The organism is Kitasatospora sp. NE20-6 (assembly GCF_045862635.1).
Genome location: NZ_BPRL01000067.1, coordinates 16,823 through 32,227, shown reverse-complemented (window position 1 = coordinate 32,227; position 15,405 = coordinate 16,823). Strand labels below are relative to the sequence as shown.

Here is a 15,405-nt window from a genome sequence, read left to right as displayed (position 1 = left end):
GAGCAGCGCGTGCGCCATAGTACGAGGCGGCGTCACCGTAGATCAATGATTCGCCTGGTCGCCGGGACAGGGCCCGGACCTCGTGCAGTGGCCGGCTCGGCCTCCGGTCGTACCCCTCACCCGGCGGCCACGGCTGATGCCACCGCGTCCCGCAGGATGCCGAGCCCCTCGGCCAGTTCCTCGTCCGTGGAGGTCAGCGGCGGCATGAGTTTCACCACCTCGTCGTAGGAGCCGGACGTCTCCACCAGGAGCCCGCGGGTGAACGCCGCGTCCGCGGCCCGTCTGGCCAGGAGCGGCTCGCGGAAGGCGAGACCCCACACCAGGCCGCGGCCGCGCACTGCCGCCACCCGCTCGGCGTGCAGGTCCGCGAGGCCGCCCAGCTCCTCCTCGAACAGCAGGGCCCTCTCTCCGGTCTGCTTCTCCAGGGTGCTGTCCGCCCAGAACTCCCGCAGGGCGGCGGCAGCCGTCACGAAGGCCGGGTTGTTGCCGCGGAACGTGCCGTTGTGCTCGCCCGGCTCCCAGACGTCCAGCTCGCTGCGGAAGAGCGTGAGGGACATCGGCAGGCCGTATCCGCTGATGGACTTCGACAGGCAGACGATGTCCGGGGTGATCCCGGCGGCCTCGAAGCTGAAGAAGGGACCGGTGCGGCCGCAGCCCATCTGGATGTCGTCGACGATCAGGAGGATGCCCCGGCGGTCGCACAGCTCCGCGAGGTCGGCGAGCCACTTCGGGCGGGCCGGATTGACGCCGCCCTCGCCCTGCACGGTCTCCACGATGACGGCCGCGGGCAGGTCCATGCCGCTGCTGCTGTCGGCGAGCATGGTCTCCAGCAGCTTCAGTCCGGAGACCTGGTCCCCGGCGAATCCGTCGTAGGGGAGGCGCCAGGTGTTGCCGAGCGCGACCCCGGCGCCCGCGCGCTTGGAGGCGTTGCCGGTGACTGCCAGGGCCCCGAGCGACATGCCGTGGAAGCCGCCCGTGAAGGCGACGACCGTCTGTCGCCCGGTCACCTTGCGCGCCAGTTTGAGCGCGGCCTCCACGCTGTTGGTCCCTGTGGGGCCGGGGAACTGCACCCGGTAGTCGAGCCCGCGGGGGGCGAGCACCCGCGTCGCGAACCCGGAGAGGAACTCCTCCTTGGCGGTGGTCAGCATGTCCAGGCCGTGGGTCACACCGTCCTGTTCGAGGTAGGAGAGCAGGGCCCGCTTGAGCACGGGGTGGTTGTGGCCGTAGTTCAGGGCGCTGGCGCCGGCGAAGAAGTCCAGGTAGGCGCGGCCGTCACGGTCGAACATGCGGCTGCCGCGCGCCTGCTCGAACATCACGGGCCAGTTCCGGGAGTAGCTGCGGACCTCGGACTCGATGGTGGGTGCGGTCATGATGTCTCCTCGGGGAGGGAGCCGGGACAGGAGGCGGTCGGGAAGAGGGGACCTGCCGGACGGCTGCGCAGGGGTTCGGCCATCGCTCATCCCCCGAGCAGGCCGGCAGCGGTGGGGACCACCGTGCTCACGAGCACGAGCACGACCAGGAGTGCGGCTCCGGCGCACCGCATCAGCGCCCCGCCCCGGCGTACGGCGGCTGCTGCTGCCAGGGCGTAGCCGATGAGCGCGGCCGCGGCCGGACCCAGCAGCAGCAGCGGGACGGCGCCGTCCCCGGTGGCCCCCGCAGTGGCGAAGACGCAGCAGGCGACGCCGACGGCCGCGACGACGGCCTTGGCGGGGCCCTGGTCGGGGGATCCGGGACCGCCGCGGCGCAGTCGCGAGGCGATCCGGGCGGCGGTACGCACATTGGTGAAGCAGTAGCAGGTCAGCACAGCTGCCGTCGCGATGGCGAGGACCCAGCGCACGGGTGCGGGAACGGCGTCCCGGCCGACAGCCGACCCTTCGACGCCCAGGTGTTCGACGAGGGCCAGCCCCAGGCAGACGGCAGCCACCGATGCGGTCCCCAGGGCCACACCCACCGCGGTGCGCCTGGGCCCGGCGGTCGTGGCAGGGACGATACCGGTGACCGCCTCCCATCCGACACCGGCGAAGAACAGCGCCATCAGGGCCAGCCACCGGGCGCCGTCGGGGGAGAGCCCCGACGGGGCGAGGGGTGTGTGCGGGCCCGCCGCGACGGCGGGCCAGCCGTACGCGGCGCAGGCCAGCGCCACGGCTCCGGCGGCCCAGGGGCGGAGCCGCAGCACGGCGGCCGGAAGGGTCAGCGGGCTGAGCGCCGCGAGCACGGCCACCGCGAGGATGCCGAGGGCGAGCAGCAGGCCGCCCGCCCCCGGACGCGGCACCCCGCCGTCGGCAGCCGTCTCCAGGCAGGTCGCGGCGAACCAGGCGATCGCCGCCTGCCCGAGGGTGAAGGCGAGGGCGAAGGCGCCGTCCACCGTCCGTCGCGCCCACGGCCCCAGCAGGGCGCCGACGGTGTCCGCCAGCGAGGCCGACCGCATCCCCGCACGGACCAGCAGCGCGAGCAGGAGGCTGACCGAACCGCCGAGCAGGAGGTGGGCCGACCAGACCAGGAGGCCGTCCCCGCCGGCCAGGACCGCGACGACAGGAGGCATGACCAGCATCCCGGCTCCCAGGACCTGGCCGGACAGGCGGCCGGCGATCTCCCGTTCGGCCCCCCGCGCCGGTCGGGCCGCGGCGTCCGCTCCCGGCCCGCGCGGCCCGACCGCCGTGCCGGGAGCACGGGTGTCTGCTGGTTCCATTACGGGAGACGCTTCCTCAGGGCCTCGGATATGGTCTTCGCCCTGAGCGACAGCAGGCTGAACGAACCGGCGTCACCGATGCCGTGGCTGGATTCGCACAGGCCGTTGAGGAAGAGCGCGGGCGTGTCGGCGCTCACCGGCTGCACTTCGTAGTCCGGATCGACGGAGAGGTAGCCGTGGCCGTCGAAGCGGAAGTCGGCGGCGATGCCGCGCATCATGGCGGGGACGCGCTCCTGGTGGGCGGCCGGACCGAGGTCGCGGAATCCGGTGGCCAGGACGACGAAGTCGGCACGGTGCTCCTCGCGCTCCCCGGTGTTCAGCTCCTCGACGCCGAGGTGGACGCCGTCCTCGCGGACCTCGATCCCGCGCACCTGTCGGCTGGTGCTGACGGACACCTTCGGATCCCCGTCCAGGCGCTGCTCGTAGATGAGCCGGTACAGCTCGCGCAGCACGTCCCCGTCGGCCGACGAGTAGTTGGTGAGGCGCATGTAGGAGTCCATGGCGTTCTTGCGCTCGCGGGAGGCGCGGTAGTAGTACCCGGTGAAGTCGGGGAAGTACCCCTCCTCGCTGAACGGGCTGGTGTCCTTCTGACGCAGCGACAGCGAGCGCACGAGCAGGTTCACCCGGGCGCGGGGGTAGCGGCGCGCGAGGTCGAGCGTGAGCTCCACCGCGCTCTGGCTGCCGCCGACGACCGTGACGGAGCGCGGTGACCAGTCACCCGCACCGGTCCCGCCCTGCTCCTCCAGCGCCCGCAGCGCCGGCAGGTAGCGCGTCAGGTGGAACACGCGCGGGGAGTCCACCGCGTCGAAGGGTTCCGGGACGAAGGGGGTGCGGCCGGTGCCGATCACCAGCGCGCGGGCCCGGACGGTCTCCCCGGCGGAGGTGGTGACGGTGTAGAGCGCGCGGCCGTCGGTGTCGCGGTCGACGGTGACGCCGGTGACGTGCACGCCGTAGTCGACCAGTCGGCTGAAGTGGCCGGCGACCCAGGCGACGTACTGCGCGTACTCCTTGCGCAGCGGGAACTCCATCGGGACGTTGAGGTGGTCGAGCAGCAGCCCGTTCTCGAACAGGTAGTTGATGAAGGTGTAGCGGCTGCGCGGATTGCGCAGCGACACGAGGTCGCGCACCGGGTGGTTCTGGATGTCCGACCCCGGAAGCATCATCGCGCTCTGCCAGGACGGCCCCGGACGGGCCTCCAGGAAGCGCACGTCGAGGTCGTGGCCCTCCTCCTCCAGGGCGATGGCGAGAGCCAGGTTGGCCGGACCGAAGCCTATGCCCAGGACATCGTGGCAGTGGGTCACTGTTCCCCCTTGACGGAAGGCAGGTGCGAATGGATGGCGGTCAGTGGTGGGAACGTCACGGGACGGGACGCGTCCGGCATGAGACACCTCGGCGCAGTGGTGGGGAAGGGTCCGGGGGGCCGGTGCCGTGGGGCGGACGGCTGTCAGGCGGAGTGGGCGAAGGCGTCGGCCAGGCACGCCCGCGCGATGCGGCGGCCGGCCTCCGGCGCCGTCTTGACGCCGCCGCCGTTCCAGGCCCGTACCGACCACACGTGCGGCACGCCCGTGGCCTCCAGCAGCCCGGACGCCCGGCCGCCGTCCGGCGGGCCGTAGGCGTCGGCGGCGCGGACCGTGGCCAGGTGCGCCGCGGTGGCGAGCCACGGGAAGTGGGCGGTGAGCGCGGCCAGGGTGGCCCGCTCGTGGGCCGGGTCCGGCCGTGCTTCGACCGGGGAGTCCCACACGAGGTGCGGCATGCCGATCAGCGTCCGGTCGGAGCCGACCGGCTTGGCGTACAGCCCGGTCCGCAGGTCGATGAAGGTCGCGTGGTCCGGTGCGGGAGGGCGGCGCTCGACGATGCTCACCTGGATCGACCGCGACCGGACCGGTGAGGCCGGCCGCAGGCCGGGCACCGGGTCGGCTGCCCACGGCCCGACCGCCCCGATCACGGCCCCCGCGCTGATCACGCCCGCGTCCGTGAGCACCGTCGGGCGTCCGCCGCGCTCCCCGACCTGGAGTACGCGGACCCCGTGGCGGACGAGTGCGCCGTCGGCGGCCGCCTGCGCCAACCAGTCCGCGGCGACTTCCGGAGGCGCCACCCAGCCGGCCTCGGGCTCGACGAGGGCGACACCGCCGGCCAGGCGGATCCCGGCCGCCTCGTCCCGGCCGGCCACCACGTGCGCCGAGGAGCCGAGTGCGTCGTTGATCCGCCCGGCGGCCTCCTGGAGAGCGGGCTCCAGGGCCGGGTCGGCCGCGGTGACCGCGCCGACCGCGTGCAGCGGGGCCCGCCCCGACGCCCAGCGTCCGGGATCCCGGTACGCGGCCAGGCTCAGCAGCGCCATTTCCCCGACCAGTGGGTCGGAGTCGTACGCGCGCACCATGCCGCCGGAGTGGCCGGTGGCTCCGGCGGCACGGTGCGGCGACTGCTCGACCAGGACGACGGACACACCCCGGCGCGCCAACTGGTGCGCGACGGAGGCACCGGTGATCCCGGCGCCCACCACCACGACATCGGCGACGGCGGGCAGTTCCCCACCGTGCAGGGGCGTCGCCGCACCGGGGCCGTCCACTAGGACCCGCTCCCGGCGAGGGCCGCCGTGGCGAGGCGGGGAGCGGGGGTCGCGCACCGGGTGCCGGAAGGGAGGAAGGTCCACTCGGCCTCGCGGACCGGCTCCCCGGGCAGGCCCAGCCAGTCCCAGACCTGCTGGGCCAGCCCGGGCGTGACCGGCCAGGCCAGCGCGGCGAACGCCTTGGCCGCCAGGTACTCCAGAGCCAGGCTCGTGCGTGCCTCCTCCGGCAGCGACGGGACGAGGCGGACCGCCTGCTCCGTCGCCCGGAACTCGTCGCAGCGTTCCACGAAGGACTCCAGCAGCCGGATGTACCCGCGCGCGCTGAACGACTCCGGGAGCAGCAGGGCGTCGAGCTGCTGCGTGGCCAGGTTGAGGTACCGGTAGAACTCGCGGTGCGCGTCGGTCCAGGCGCCGGTGCCCGGGACCTTTCCGTCGAGCTCCTCGGTCGGAGCCGCGAAGCCGGCCAGCCACGCCTGGGCGCCGAGGTGCAGCGGGTCCTGGTCGAGCCGGTCCGCCGTCGTCCGGGCGATCCGGGTGACGCGTCCCTCGGGGGCGTCCCGCAGCAGGGCGAGGCGGACGACGTCCGGTCCCGCCGCCGCGAGGGCGTCGTCGGCCCAGACCGCGTGGCCGCGGCTGGTGGAGAACTTCTCGCCGTCCAGGTGGAGGAACTGGTTGGTGACGAACGAGGTCGGCAGGTACTCGGTGAGCTCGGCGGCGAAGGCCACGGCCGGGAGCAGGACCGCGTAGAAGAAGCTGTTGTCGTAGCCGAGGAAGAGCGAGATCTTCGCCGGTCCGTCCTGCTCGGTCTCGGCCCGGGCGGCGTCCAGGAAGGTCAGCGCAAGGTCCACCCAGGCGTCGACGGCCCGGCCGTCGCCGAGGGGGACGCCCCACTCGGTGGACCGGTCGAGCCGGTACGCGGGCAGCCCCTCGGCCAGCAGCCGCTCCACCAGGGCCTGGAGGTCGGGCGAGGTGTACGTGAGCCGCAGGTAGTCCCGCAGCCGCTCGGCGTAGGCGCCGAGGTCCAGCCACAGTGCCCGCTCCGAGCGGGTGACGGCCGGGGTGCCGCAGATCAGGCATGCGAGACCGGTCAGCTCCCGGGCCTCGTTGGGCCGGCCGCAGGCCTCGCAGATCTCCCCGTTGCTGGACGCGCCGCAGTGCGTGCACACCCCGAGGGCGAAGGCCTGGTGCAGCGACAGCTCGCACTGCGGGCAGTGGGCCGTCTCCCGCTCCTCCTCCGTGACGGCGGGCGAGGCGGCCAGCCGGGCGAACAGCTCCCGGATCCGGTCGGCGTGCTCCGGGTTCCCGAGGGGGCGGGTCAGCCGGTCGGGGCTGACGCCGGCCGCGCGCAGGGTCGCGATGATGGCGTCGCCCGTGGTGGTGGCCACGTCGGCCGGCTCCGTGCCGCGCAGTCGGGCGGCGGTGACGACGAACGACTGATGGTCGTCGGTACCCGTGACGTACCGGGCGTCGCGGCCCGCGCTGCGCAGCGCGCGAACGAGCATGTCGGCCCGGACGTAGGGGCCCGCGAGGTGGCCCAGGTGCAGGCCGCCGTTGGGCGTGGGCGGGGGGCAGAAGACCAGTGTCCGCTCGGCGAACCGGGCCCGCGGCGAGGTCTGGTCGAGGACCTCGACCGCGGCCGGGATGTCCTCCCAGTAGATCGAGACGATGTCGAACGGCTCGTCGGAGGTGTTGCGGATCTCGTGGAAGCCGAAGGGCGACAGGTGGACGACTCCGCCGGGTCCGAGCAGGCACTCCTCGTCCCCGAGCACGACGGTGGCCTGCCCGGCCAGGACGATGAACATCTCGCCGTCCTGGTGGGCGTGCCGCTTCGAGACGCTGTGCGCGGCGACGCTGCCGAAGACCGACCCGAAGGGCAGGCCCTTGATGTCGGTGGCGTCCAGCATGTGCTGGAGATCCATCTCGTAGGACCAGCTCATCGCCGATCTGTCGAACTTACGCGTGATCACAGAGAGTCCTCACTGGCTCGGGGCGGAAGAGGAGGGGCCCGGCGCACCGGGCCGGGGCGGGCCGGAGCGGTTCATCGGGGGCCCTGCTGTCTTTCGGCCGCCCCGTTGAGCCGGGTGGGTGCGCCGTCGGGGGTGAACGGCTGGCGGAGCGTGAACGCGACCGGAGAGGCGCCGTTGTCGTGCAGGTGCTCAAGTCGTCGGCAGGCGTCGGCCCAGGTGGGGACGGTGGTGTCGGAGACCCACCACACCGCGTAGCTGGGCCACTCCGGCTTGAGGAACCACTCGTGGCGACTGCTCAGGGCCTTGCGGTGCAGACCTGTGTAGACGAAGGAGAAGACGGACTCCAGATCGGTCCACAGGGACAGGGTGGAGGCACGGCTGTCGGTCTCGTTGGTCCGGCCGCCGGTGTAGAAGCGCGGGACGTCGAACGTGCCCCAGTCTCCCCAGTGGCGCTCGAAGTTGGTCAGCTGGCTCTGCCCGGGGTCCTCCTTCGCCCTGGCGATGAATCCGGGGCTGCCCTCCGCCTCCTCGAAGGTGGGCGGCGTGAGGTCGTCGAACGCCTGCACCTCGGGGTCCCCGTAGGGCTTCTTCAGGATCGCGAAGGTCGTGAACGCGACGCGCGGCATCAGTCTTTCTTCCCCATCTGTGTGTTCATCGTCGTGGAGTTCCCGGTGGCCGACCGGTCAACTTCCTTCGCTCAGCGGGTGCTTCGGCTGAGCATCGCGCGCAGGAGGTCCTGGTTGAAGCCGGCCGGCGAAGTCAGCCGGCCGGTGATGGCCAGGTACTTCCGGCTCAGCTCCGGGCTACCGCTGATGGTCTGGAACATCTTTCGCCGGAACGCCTCCTTCTTGCTGACGAGGGAGTCCGCGCAGATGCCTTCGATGTGCGGGGCGATGGTGTCCGCGAACCGCTGCCGGTACTCGTCCAGCCCTGCCTTGAGATCGGCCCTGGCCAGGGACCGGCCGGCGAACGAGTCGGCCAGCAGGTCGGCCGACGACAACGCGAAGCCGCAGCCGACCCCGCTCATGGGGTCGAGCGACAGGGCCGCGTCGCCGACGAACGGGACCAGGCCCAGCACCGGTTGCCGGACCTGGCTCGGATAGTCGGTGTAGCCCAGCAGTTCCGACTGCGGGACCGCGCCGGCCATCGACGGTGCCTCCGGGAGTGCGTCGAAGTAGGCCAGGAACTGCCGCATCCGCTCCTCCGGACCGCGCCAGCCCTCGATCCGCGCCTTCTCCGCGAACAGCACGAGCAGGGTCCTGCCGCCGGGGAGCGGATAGGTGCAGGCCAGGTCGTGCTCGTTCATGACGAAGACCGAGCGGTTCCCCTCCGGGGCCTCGATCCCGGAGAAGTAGCCGAAGAGGCAGGCACGTTCGTTGGGATGGGTCTCGGCCGGGTTGTCGAGCTCCCTGGCCATGCGCGAACGGCGCCCGTCCGCGGCCACCACCAGCCCGGCACGGAAGCGGCGGGGTCCGGCGTCGCCGAGTGTGTCCAGCGTCCAGCCGGACTCGTCCTCCGTGACCGTCTCCACGCCGGTGCCGTCGATGAACTGCACGCCCTGCTCCCGTGCGGCCGCGCGCAACGCGGGGTCGAGCACCCGCCGTTCGAGGTTGAGGGCATACGAGTCCGGCTGCTCGGGGAGGTATCCCCCGGGTCCTTCGATCAGGCCCCCGGGCGTGACGAACACGGCCTTGGTGGTCGTGGACCAGGCAGGCTCGCGCAGGTGGGCCAGCCCCAGCCGGTCCAGCAGCGGCACCCCGTTCGGCTGCATGAAATGCGTGCAGAGTCGCTTGTGGGACCGGTCGTCGGTCGCCTTCTTCTCGAAGACCGCGACCCGGTGGCCCATCTGGCTGAAGCGGATCGCGGTGGCGAAGCCGGCGATGCTCCCACCGACCACCGCGACGTCCAGCTGCGTGCGGTCGGAACTCGGAGTGCTCACAGGTCGACTTCCATCTTTCGGTTCGATTGGACTCTCTGATCGGCTCCGGTCGGCTCCGGAGCTAGCCGGCGCATCCGCAGCCGGCGTGGTGGACGGGGCGCCCGGCCTCACGTCCCTCGGTGGCGTGGCCGTCCCGCTTCCACCAGTCCAGACCGCCGATCAGCTCCTTGACCCGGAAGCCCGCGGTCGCCAGCTTGATCGCCGTCTTGGTGGAGGCGTTGCACCCGATGCCGTCGCAGTAGGCGACGTACAGCGGTGTCCTGGGGTATCCGGAGAGCAGTTCCTGCGAGATGGAACGGTGCGGAACGCTGATCGCTCCGGCTATGTGCTCCCGCTCGTAGGACTCGCTGCTGCGGCCGTCGACGACCACGATGTCCTGGCCCTCGTCCAGGGCGGTCCTCAGGTCCGCCGAGTCGATCTCGTAGGCCAGTTTCTCCTGGTAGTAGTCCAGTTGACTGCGCTGCCCCCGGGCCGGCTCCTCCCCGTCCGGGCCGGACCCCTCGTCGGCCTCCATGAACCGGCCGGCGATGCCGTACAGGTCTCCGAGGGTGCTCGGGGTGACCAGTGAGTCCGCGTGCTCTCCCAGGTCGACGCCGCAGTCCTCGAGGAGTGAGACCAGGACGCTGATGGTCGTGAGGGAGTCGAGGCCGAGGGCGTTGAGCGTCGTGTCCTCCGGCAGTCCGGCGACGTCGACCGGCTCGCCCAGCGCCTCCTCCAGGTACTCGGAAACCTTGTCCTTCACCGCTGCTGACATAGCTACACCTCATCCATGGGTTCGAAGGCGCCGTCGGCCGACACCGCGAAGTGGTTGGAGTTCGACTGCTGAGCCGCCGCGCCGAGCCGCCGGACCAGCTCGCGTTCGTCGGTCTGCACGGTCGTTGTGGCCGGTCCGGTGCGCACCCAGGCCATCAGGGTCGGACGCATGTAGCCGGGCAGCACGGCGCGCAGGTGCTCCTCCGTGTCGGCCACCGCCTGTCGAGCCGACGAGCCGACGACGAGGGCGACCACGTCGCGGTTGTTCCGCCGGACGACGGCCGGGACCGCCCGGTCGACACCGGGCCGGCTCAGGGCGCTGCGCCGGATCTCGCCCAGATGGGTACGGCGCCCGGCCAGCCACACGACCTCCTCGTCGTCGTGGCGGCGGAACACGATGTCGCCGGCGTTGTCGTAGGCGCAGACGTCCCCGGTCCGGAAGTAGCGGATCCCGTCGGACTCCACGACGTGGCGGGCGGTCTCCTCCGGCCGGTCGAAGTAGCCGCGCATCACCTGCGCGCCGCCGATCCACAACTCCCCTTCGGCGCCCGGCTGCCGGACCTCGACCCCGTCCTTCACCAGCTTCGCCGTCATCCCCCGCAGCGGCCTGCCGATCGGATGCGCGGGCCCCTGCTCCGGGTCCGCGGGCCCGATCTCGTTGCCCACGCTGAAGACCGTGGCCTCGGGCGGCCCGAAGGCGTGCAGGAAGCGGGTCTCCGGCAGCTGCTGCCGCCAGATGCGGACCACGGCGGGGTCGCACACCTGGGCACCGGTCATCACCACCTCCAGGCCGGGCAGTTTGGCCCGGGTGATCTGGCGTCCGTCCCCGGTGATCATGGCCAGCAGCATGGAGACCGCGATCAGGTGGGTGATCCGCTCGCGCCCGATGACGGAGCGCATGACGGCCCCGGCGGGGAGGCTGCGGAACTGGTGGACGAAGGCTCCCAACGACAGGGGGAGCAGCGTGTCCTCCAGCGACACATCGGCGTGGAACGGCGCCAGACTCAGCACGCGGGAGTCCGGGGTGATCCGGAGGACCTGGTTGTGGTTGCCGAAGTAGGAGGTCAGCGCTGCCGCGCTGGTCTCCACCCCCTGGGGCTCACCGGCCGAACCGGAGGCCCAGACGATGTACGCGGCCTCCTCCGGATCACGGGCCGCGGTGGTGTGCGCCGCCGCCGGTCCGGACAGGATCGCGGCCAGTTGCGTCCCGCCCAGGAAGCGGCTCGCCGAGGCGGTCGGCTCCCGGTCGTCCAGTGCGATCACGACCGCCGGTTCCAGGCGCGCGAGCAGCGCCTCCAGCCGGCCCGTCGGCTCGGAGCCGTCGAGCGGGGCGTAGACGGCTCCGCACTTCCAGACGGCGACGGCGAGTGCCGGCATGATCGAGCGTTTCTCGGCCAGGACCGCCACGCGGTCCCCCTCGCCGACCCCCTGCCCGGTCAGCCAGGCCGCGACCGCCAGGGCACCCTGTTCGAGCTGGGCGAAGGTGTAGCTGGTGTCCCCGTCGCTGATGGCGGTGCGGTCCGGGTAGGCCAGGGCCGGCGCCACCAGCAGGTCACCGAGGGCGGGCAGCGGCGTGGACCGGTCTGCGGGATCGACCGACCAGGGCGGCGGAGCACCCGCTTCGGCTGTGGCTACCATTCTCGCGCCCGTTCCCTTCCATCTGTGTTCCCTCGACGGACTCCGGTGCCCGACGGGAGCGGGAACGCGGTCCTGGCGATCTCGGTCACGGCGCGCCCGGCCGAGTCCAGCCTTCCCGCGTACAGGCAGAAGTCGTGCGGCAGGTCCGGGAAGTGGCGGTGTCGTACCACGACCGACCGTTCGCCCAGGTGCCCCACCCAGTCGAGTCCTTCGTCGCGGAGCACGTCGCAGCCTGCCGTCACGACCGAGCACTCGGGCAGCAGGGCCAGGTCGTCCGGCGTCAGGGCGAACGGGTCGAAGGAACGCTTCGCGAAGAAGGGGTGCAGTATCGACCTGAACGTGCGCATGGCGCTGCTGTCCAGGAAGTAGCCCTCACCGTAGGTCCGGTAGGACTCGCGCTCCGTCTCCAGGTCGAGCACCGGATAGATCAGCACGACACGTGAGGGGATCCCGGGCAGGACGCGCAGGCTCAGGTAGAGCGCGAGCAGCCCGCCGACGCTGTCACCGGCGATCACCAGCGGCCGGCCGGCCAGCGCCGCGCAGCGTGCCGCGATCTGCTCCGCCAGCAGGTCCACCGACTGCTCGGCGGTGGACTCCGGTGCCTTCAGGTAGTCGAACGCCTCCACGGGCGCGTGCAGGGTGTCCGCCAGCACGCGCAGGAAGGGCCGGAAGACGGCCGCCGAGTAGTAGACCATCCCGCCGCCGTGGATGTAGAGGACCCAGGGGGCGCCCTCGTCCTCCTGCTCCGGCCGGATGACCACCGAGTGCTCACCCGGACCCGGACCCGTCGGCGCGACGTCCTCCGGCTCGGCCGGGCTCCCGAAGCGGGCGATCCACCGTTCGGCGTTGAGCCGGTCCTGCGCGAGCGAGCCGGTGGAGGCGGCGACCCCCATGATCTTCCTGGCGGCGGCCAGACGGCGGAACCCGACGTCCAGCGCCCGCTCCTCCCGGTCAGACATCGCCGTCCCCGTCGAGGGGCCCGACGCCGGCGTCCGGCGTGAACGCGAAGCGCGTCGCACTCGACCCGTCGACTGCCCCGGCGAGCAGCCGCATCAGCCGGATCTCGTCCGTCTTTCCGGTCGAGGACACGGCGAACTCCGGCGACCAGGCGAGCAGCGCCGGGCGCATGTACTCGGGCAGCAGGTCCGCCAGCAGCTTCTCGACGTGGGCCAGCACCGTGCGATCGGGAGCGACCACCACCAGGGCGATCACGTCGTGGCCGTGGCGCGGGACGAGCCCGACGGCCGCCCGCTCGACGCCAGGGCAGCCCAGCACGATCTGCCGGATCTCACCCAGGTGGATCCGGCGGCCGGCCAGCTTCACCTCGTCGTCGTTCCGGCCGCGGAACACGAGGTCGCCGTCCTCGTCGTAGCTGCACATGTCGCCCGTGCGGTAGTACCGGACGCCGTCCACCTCGACCACGCGGCGCGCGGTCTCCTCCGGCTGGTTGAAGTAGCCGCGCATCACCTGCTCGCCGCCGATCCACAACTCACCTGCCTGGTGCGGCTCGTGGACCTCGACGCCGTCGTGCACCAGCCGCACCGCGACTCCGCGCAGCGGCCGTCCGATGGGGTAGGTGTTCGTCCGCTCCGGGTCGGCCCGTTCGACCTCGTAGGCGGTGCAGACGATCGTCGCCTCGGTCGGCCCGTACACGTTGAAGACGCGCACCTCGGGGAGGCCGCTCTTCCAGACGTTGATGACACCGGGGTCGCACACCTCGGCGCCCGTCATCACCAGCTCCAGGGCGGGGAACTTCTCCCGGCTGACGTGCCGTCCGCCATCCGTGATCATGGTCAGCAGCGTGGACACCGCGATCAGGTGCGTGATCCGTTCGCGCGCGATGACGGCGCGCATGACGGCACCTGCGTGGACGCCGCGGAACTGGTAGACGAACGCGCCCAGCGACAGGGGCAGCAGCGTGTCCTCGATCGACACGTCGAAGTGGAACGGGGAGAGGCTGAAGACCCGTGACTCCGGCGTGAACCGCAGTACCTCGTTGTGGTTCCCGAAGTACGCGAGCAGGCTGCCGGTGCTGATCTCGACACCCTTGGGCTCGCCCGTCGAGCCCGAGGTGAAGATGATGTACGCCGTGTCCTCGGGCCGCTTGGCCACGGCCGGCCGGTCCGGGGCCGGTCCCGAGAGGACCGCGTCGAGCTGTGTCCGGCCGACCCAGCGGACGCCGGGCACCGTCTGCTCCCGGTCGTCGAGCGCGATCACGGCACTCGGCTCCAGCCGGTCGAGCAGGCCGCGCAGCCGCAGCACCGGCTGCGTGGCGTCGAGCGGGACGTAGACGGCCCCGCACTTCCAGATCCCGATCGCCAGGACCGGCATGACCGCGCACTTCTCGGCGAGGACCACGACCCGGTCGCCACTGCCGACGCCCTGCTCGCCCAGCCAGGCGGCGAGCGCCCTGGCCTGCTGCTCCAGTTCGGCGAAGGTCAGTCCGGCCCGTCCGTCGTGCAGTGCCGGGCGGTCCGGCCGGTTCGTCGCCGCGGCCCGGACGATGTCGCCGAGCTCCGGCGGCGGGAAGGCCTGGTCGGCGGGGTCGAGGGACCAGGGGGGCATCGGTATCGGCGACACCATCGGATTCCAACTCTCCGTCAAGAGGGGCTCTGCGCAGGAACGTTGTAGCTGAAGCGGAGCTTGGCCTTGTCCTTGGCGCCCATCCGTCGGTAGAAGCCGACGCCGAGCTCGTTGTCCGGAGGGGTCTGCCACTCGGCCCACCCGCACTGCTGGGTGACGGCGAACTCCCGCAGCCGATCGAGGAAGACGCGGCCGAGCCCCATCCGGCGGTACGGCTCCTGGAGGTAGAGGCAGTCCATGTAGACGAACCGCTCGGCGCTCCAGGTGGCGAAGTCGGTGGTGACCGTCATGAAGCCGCAGGGCACCCCGCCGTCCGTCGCCACCCAGCCGTACAGCGAAGCCCGTTCGGCGAAGAACGCCGAACGCCAGCGTTCGACCTGGCCGTTCTCGTGGAAGTCCGCCCCCTCGTACACCGCGTGCTCGCGGCACAGGGCCAGCAGCGCGTCCAGCTGGGACGGCTCGATCGGCTGCACCTGGACGTCGCGGCTCATACCCACCCCGAGAAGGTCGTGGCCAGGTACGCGTCGATCGCCACCTGGTCGAGCCGGCCCTGCGACAACACGGTGTTGACCCAGGCGTCGCGCTCGAACCTGATGATCTCCAGCTCCCAGACACAGGCGATCAGGTCGCGCTGGGCGAGGGGGACGAACGTCGTGCCGCCCTCGGCGTCGACCACCGATCCGCGCACCCAGTGCTTGAGCATGTCGGCGTCGTACCACTGGCTCACCAGCAGGTAGTCGGCTTCCTTCCCGTGGTGCAGGATCAGGAAGCCGACGGGGTGGTCCCCCTCCTGCGGAGGTTCGCCCAGCACCGAGGCCGCGTGCTGCCGCAGCCACTCCGGCTCCGGGAGGGTGGACCCGTGCTCCGGCTGCGCGAACATCGCGTACGCCTTCAGCACCCGGCCGCACGCCTCGACCGGCGGGAGCGCCTTCACCAGGCGCGGCGAGTAGGTCAGCGGATTCATGTGGCCGCTGCCCATGGTTGCGCGCGGTATTCCATGCCCTGCCCTGTGAAGCTCCCCACAACAGCCCTTCTCGATCAATTGGCCGCGCCAAAGAGGACCGCTTTCCGGGCCCGGGATGACGACGGTAACCCTAGGGACTGTGACGTTGACCGTAAAGTCCTGGCATCCATATGCGCCCAAGATGACGGGAAACAGGGTTCTGGGCGATTTGCGCGGCGTCCACGGGCGGGCGCGGCCCTGCTCCGTCGCCGGGGGGGCAGCCCTGCCCGATGGGCGGGGGCGGCCCTGCCCGATCGCCGGGGAGCA

Annotated in this window: 13 protein-coding genes; all 13 read right to left on the bottom strand. The window is 71.9% G+C overall.

Translation table 11 applies throughout. From position 1 onward, the window contains the following. Positions 1-116 precede the first annotated feature (116 nt). Positions 117-1,370, bottom strand: a complete 1,254-nt coding sequence (ectB, locus tag SNE206_RS33235; RefSeq protein WP_407917263.1) for a diaminobutyrate--2-oxoglutarate transaminase — start codon at positions 1,368-1,370, stop codon at positions 117-119. An 86-nt stretch (positions 1,371-1,456) separates the two neighbouring features. Further along, a complete protein-coding gene (locus SNE206_RS33230) occupies positions 1,457-2,542 on the bottom strand; it encodes an amino acid:polyamine antiporter (protein WP_407917262.1) in 1,086 nt (361 codons plus the stop codon). A gap of 146 nt (positions 2,543-2,688) precedes the next feature. Then, positions 2,689-3,990 (bottom strand): lysine N(6)-hydroxylase/L-ornithine N(5)-oxygenase family protein, encoded by a 1,302-nt coding sequence (locus SNE206_RS33225; RefSeq protein ID WP_407917261.1) that lies wholly within the window; start codon positions 3,988-3,990, stop codon positions 2,689-2,691. Positions 3,991-4,133: 143 nt separating this feature from the next. Further along, a complete protein-coding gene (locus SNE206_RS33220) occupies positions 4,134-5,255 on the bottom strand; it encodes an NAD(P)/FAD-dependent oxidoreductase (RefSeq protein ID WP_407917260.1) in 1,122 nt (373 codons plus the stop codon). Further along, positions 5,255-7,222 (bottom strand): class I tRNA ligase family protein, encoded by a 1,968-nt coding sequence (locus tag SNE206_RS33215; RefSeq protein WP_407917259.1) that lies wholly within the window; start codon positions 7,220-7,222, stop codon positions 5,255-5,257. Before SNE206_RS33215 ends, SNE206_RS33220 begins: the two co-directional genes overlap by 1 nt. Positions 7,223-7,293: 71 nt before the next feature. Continuing rightward, the gene (locus SNE206_RS33210; protein WP_407917258.1) at positions 7,294-7,848 is read right to left on the bottom strand and encodes a DUF3291 domain-containing protein; all 555 of its coding nucleotides are present in this window, start codon (positions 7,846-7,848) and stop codon (positions 7,294-7,296) included. A 71-nt stretch (positions 7,849-7,919) separates the two neighbouring features. After that, the gene (locus SNE206_RS33205) at positions 7,920-9,161 is read right to left on the bottom strand and encodes an NAD(P)/FAD-dependent oxidoreductase (protein WP_407917257.1); all 1,242 of its coding nucleotides are present in this window, start codon (positions 9,159-9,161) and stop codon (positions 7,920-7,922) included. A 61-nt stretch (positions 9,162-9,222) separates the two neighbouring features. Next, the gene (locus SNE206_RS33200; RefSeq protein WP_407917256.1) at positions 9,223-9,915 is read right to left on the bottom strand and encodes a rhodanese-like domain-containing protein; all 693 of its coding nucleotides are present in this window, start codon (positions 9,913-9,915) and stop codon (positions 9,223-9,225) included. A gap of 2 nt (positions 9,916-9,917) precedes the next feature. After that, positions 9,918-11,552: an AMP-binding protein gene (locus tag SNE206_RS33195; RefSeq protein WP_407917255.1), complete on the bottom strand. Its 1,635-nt coding sequence runs from the start codon at positions 11,550-11,552 to the stop codon at positions 9,918-9,920. Continuing rightward, positions 11,546-12,511, bottom strand: a complete 966-nt coding sequence (locus SNE206_RS33190) for an alpha/beta hydrolase fold domain-containing protein (RefSeq protein ID WP_407917254.1) — start codon at positions 12,509-12,511, stop codon at positions 11,546-11,548. Before SNE206_RS33190 ends, SNE206_RS33195 begins: the two co-directional genes overlap by 7 nt. Beyond that, positions 12,504-14,117 carry an amino acid adenylation domain-containing protein gene (locus tag SNE206_RS33185; protein ID WP_407917253.1) on the bottom strand — a complete coding sequence of 538 codons (1,614 nt, stop codon included), beginning with the start codon at positions 14,115-14,117 and terminating at the stop codon, positions 12,504-12,506. The genes SNE206_RS33190 and SNE206_RS33185 overlap by 8 nt, the downstream gene beginning before the upstream one ends. A 35-nt stretch (positions 14,118-14,152) precedes the next feature. After that, positions 14,153-14,626, bottom strand: coding sequence for an N-acetyltransferase family protein (locus tag SNE206_RS33180; protein WP_407917252.1), 474 nt, complete (start codon positions 14,624-14,626; stop codon positions 14,153-14,155). Further along, positions 14,623-15,099: a hypothetical protein gene (locus SNE206_RS33175; RefSeq protein WP_407917251.1), complete on the bottom strand. Its 477-nt coding sequence runs from the start codon at positions 15,097-15,099 to the stop codon at positions 14,623-14,625. The genes SNE206_RS33180 and SNE206_RS33175 overlap by 4 nt, the downstream gene beginning before the upstream one ends. Positions 15,100-15,405: the final 306 nt, after the last annotated feature.

Excerpts from the sequence above, each read along its gene's own strand:
- SNE206_RS33195 (WP_407917255.1), bottom strand. The coding sequence starts at position 11,552 with ATGGTAGCCACAGCCGAAGCGGGTGCTCCGCCGCCCTGGTCGGTCGAT.
- SNE206_RS33200 (WP_407917256.1), bottom strand. The coding sequence starts at position 9,915 with ATGTCAGCAGCGGTGAAGGACAAGGTTTCCGAGTACCTGGAGGAGGCG.
- SNE206_RS33230 (WP_407917262.1), bottom strand. The coding sequence starts at position 2,542 with ATGCCTCCTGTCGTCGCGGTCCTGGCCGGCGGGGACGGCCTCCTGGTC.
- SNE206_RS33180 (WP_407917252.1), bottom strand. The coding sequence starts at position 14,626 with ATGAGCCGCGACGTCCAGGTGCAGCCGATCGAGCCGTCCCAGCTGGAC.
- SNE206_RS33175 (WP_407917251.1), bottom strand. The coding sequence starts at position 15,099 with ATGAATCCGCTGACCTACTCGCCGCGCCTGGTGAAGGCGCTCCCGCCG.
- SNE206_RS33190 (WP_407917254.1), bottom strand. The coding sequence starts at position 12,511 with ATGTCTGACCGGGAGGAGCGGGCGCTGGACGTCGGGTTCCGCCGTCTG.
- ectB (WP_407917263.1), bottom strand. The coding sequence starts at position 1,370 with ATGACCGCACCCACCATCGAGTCCGAGGTCCGCAGCTACTCCCGGAAC.
- SNE206_RS33185 (WP_407917253.1), bottom strand. The coding sequence starts at position 14,117 with ATGCCCCCCTGGTCCCTCGACCCCGCCGACCAGGCCTTCCCGCCGCCG.
- SNE206_RS33210 (WP_407917258.1), bottom strand. The coding sequence starts at position 7,848 with ATGCCGCGCGTCGCGTTCACGACCTTCGCGATCCTGAAGAAGCCCTAC.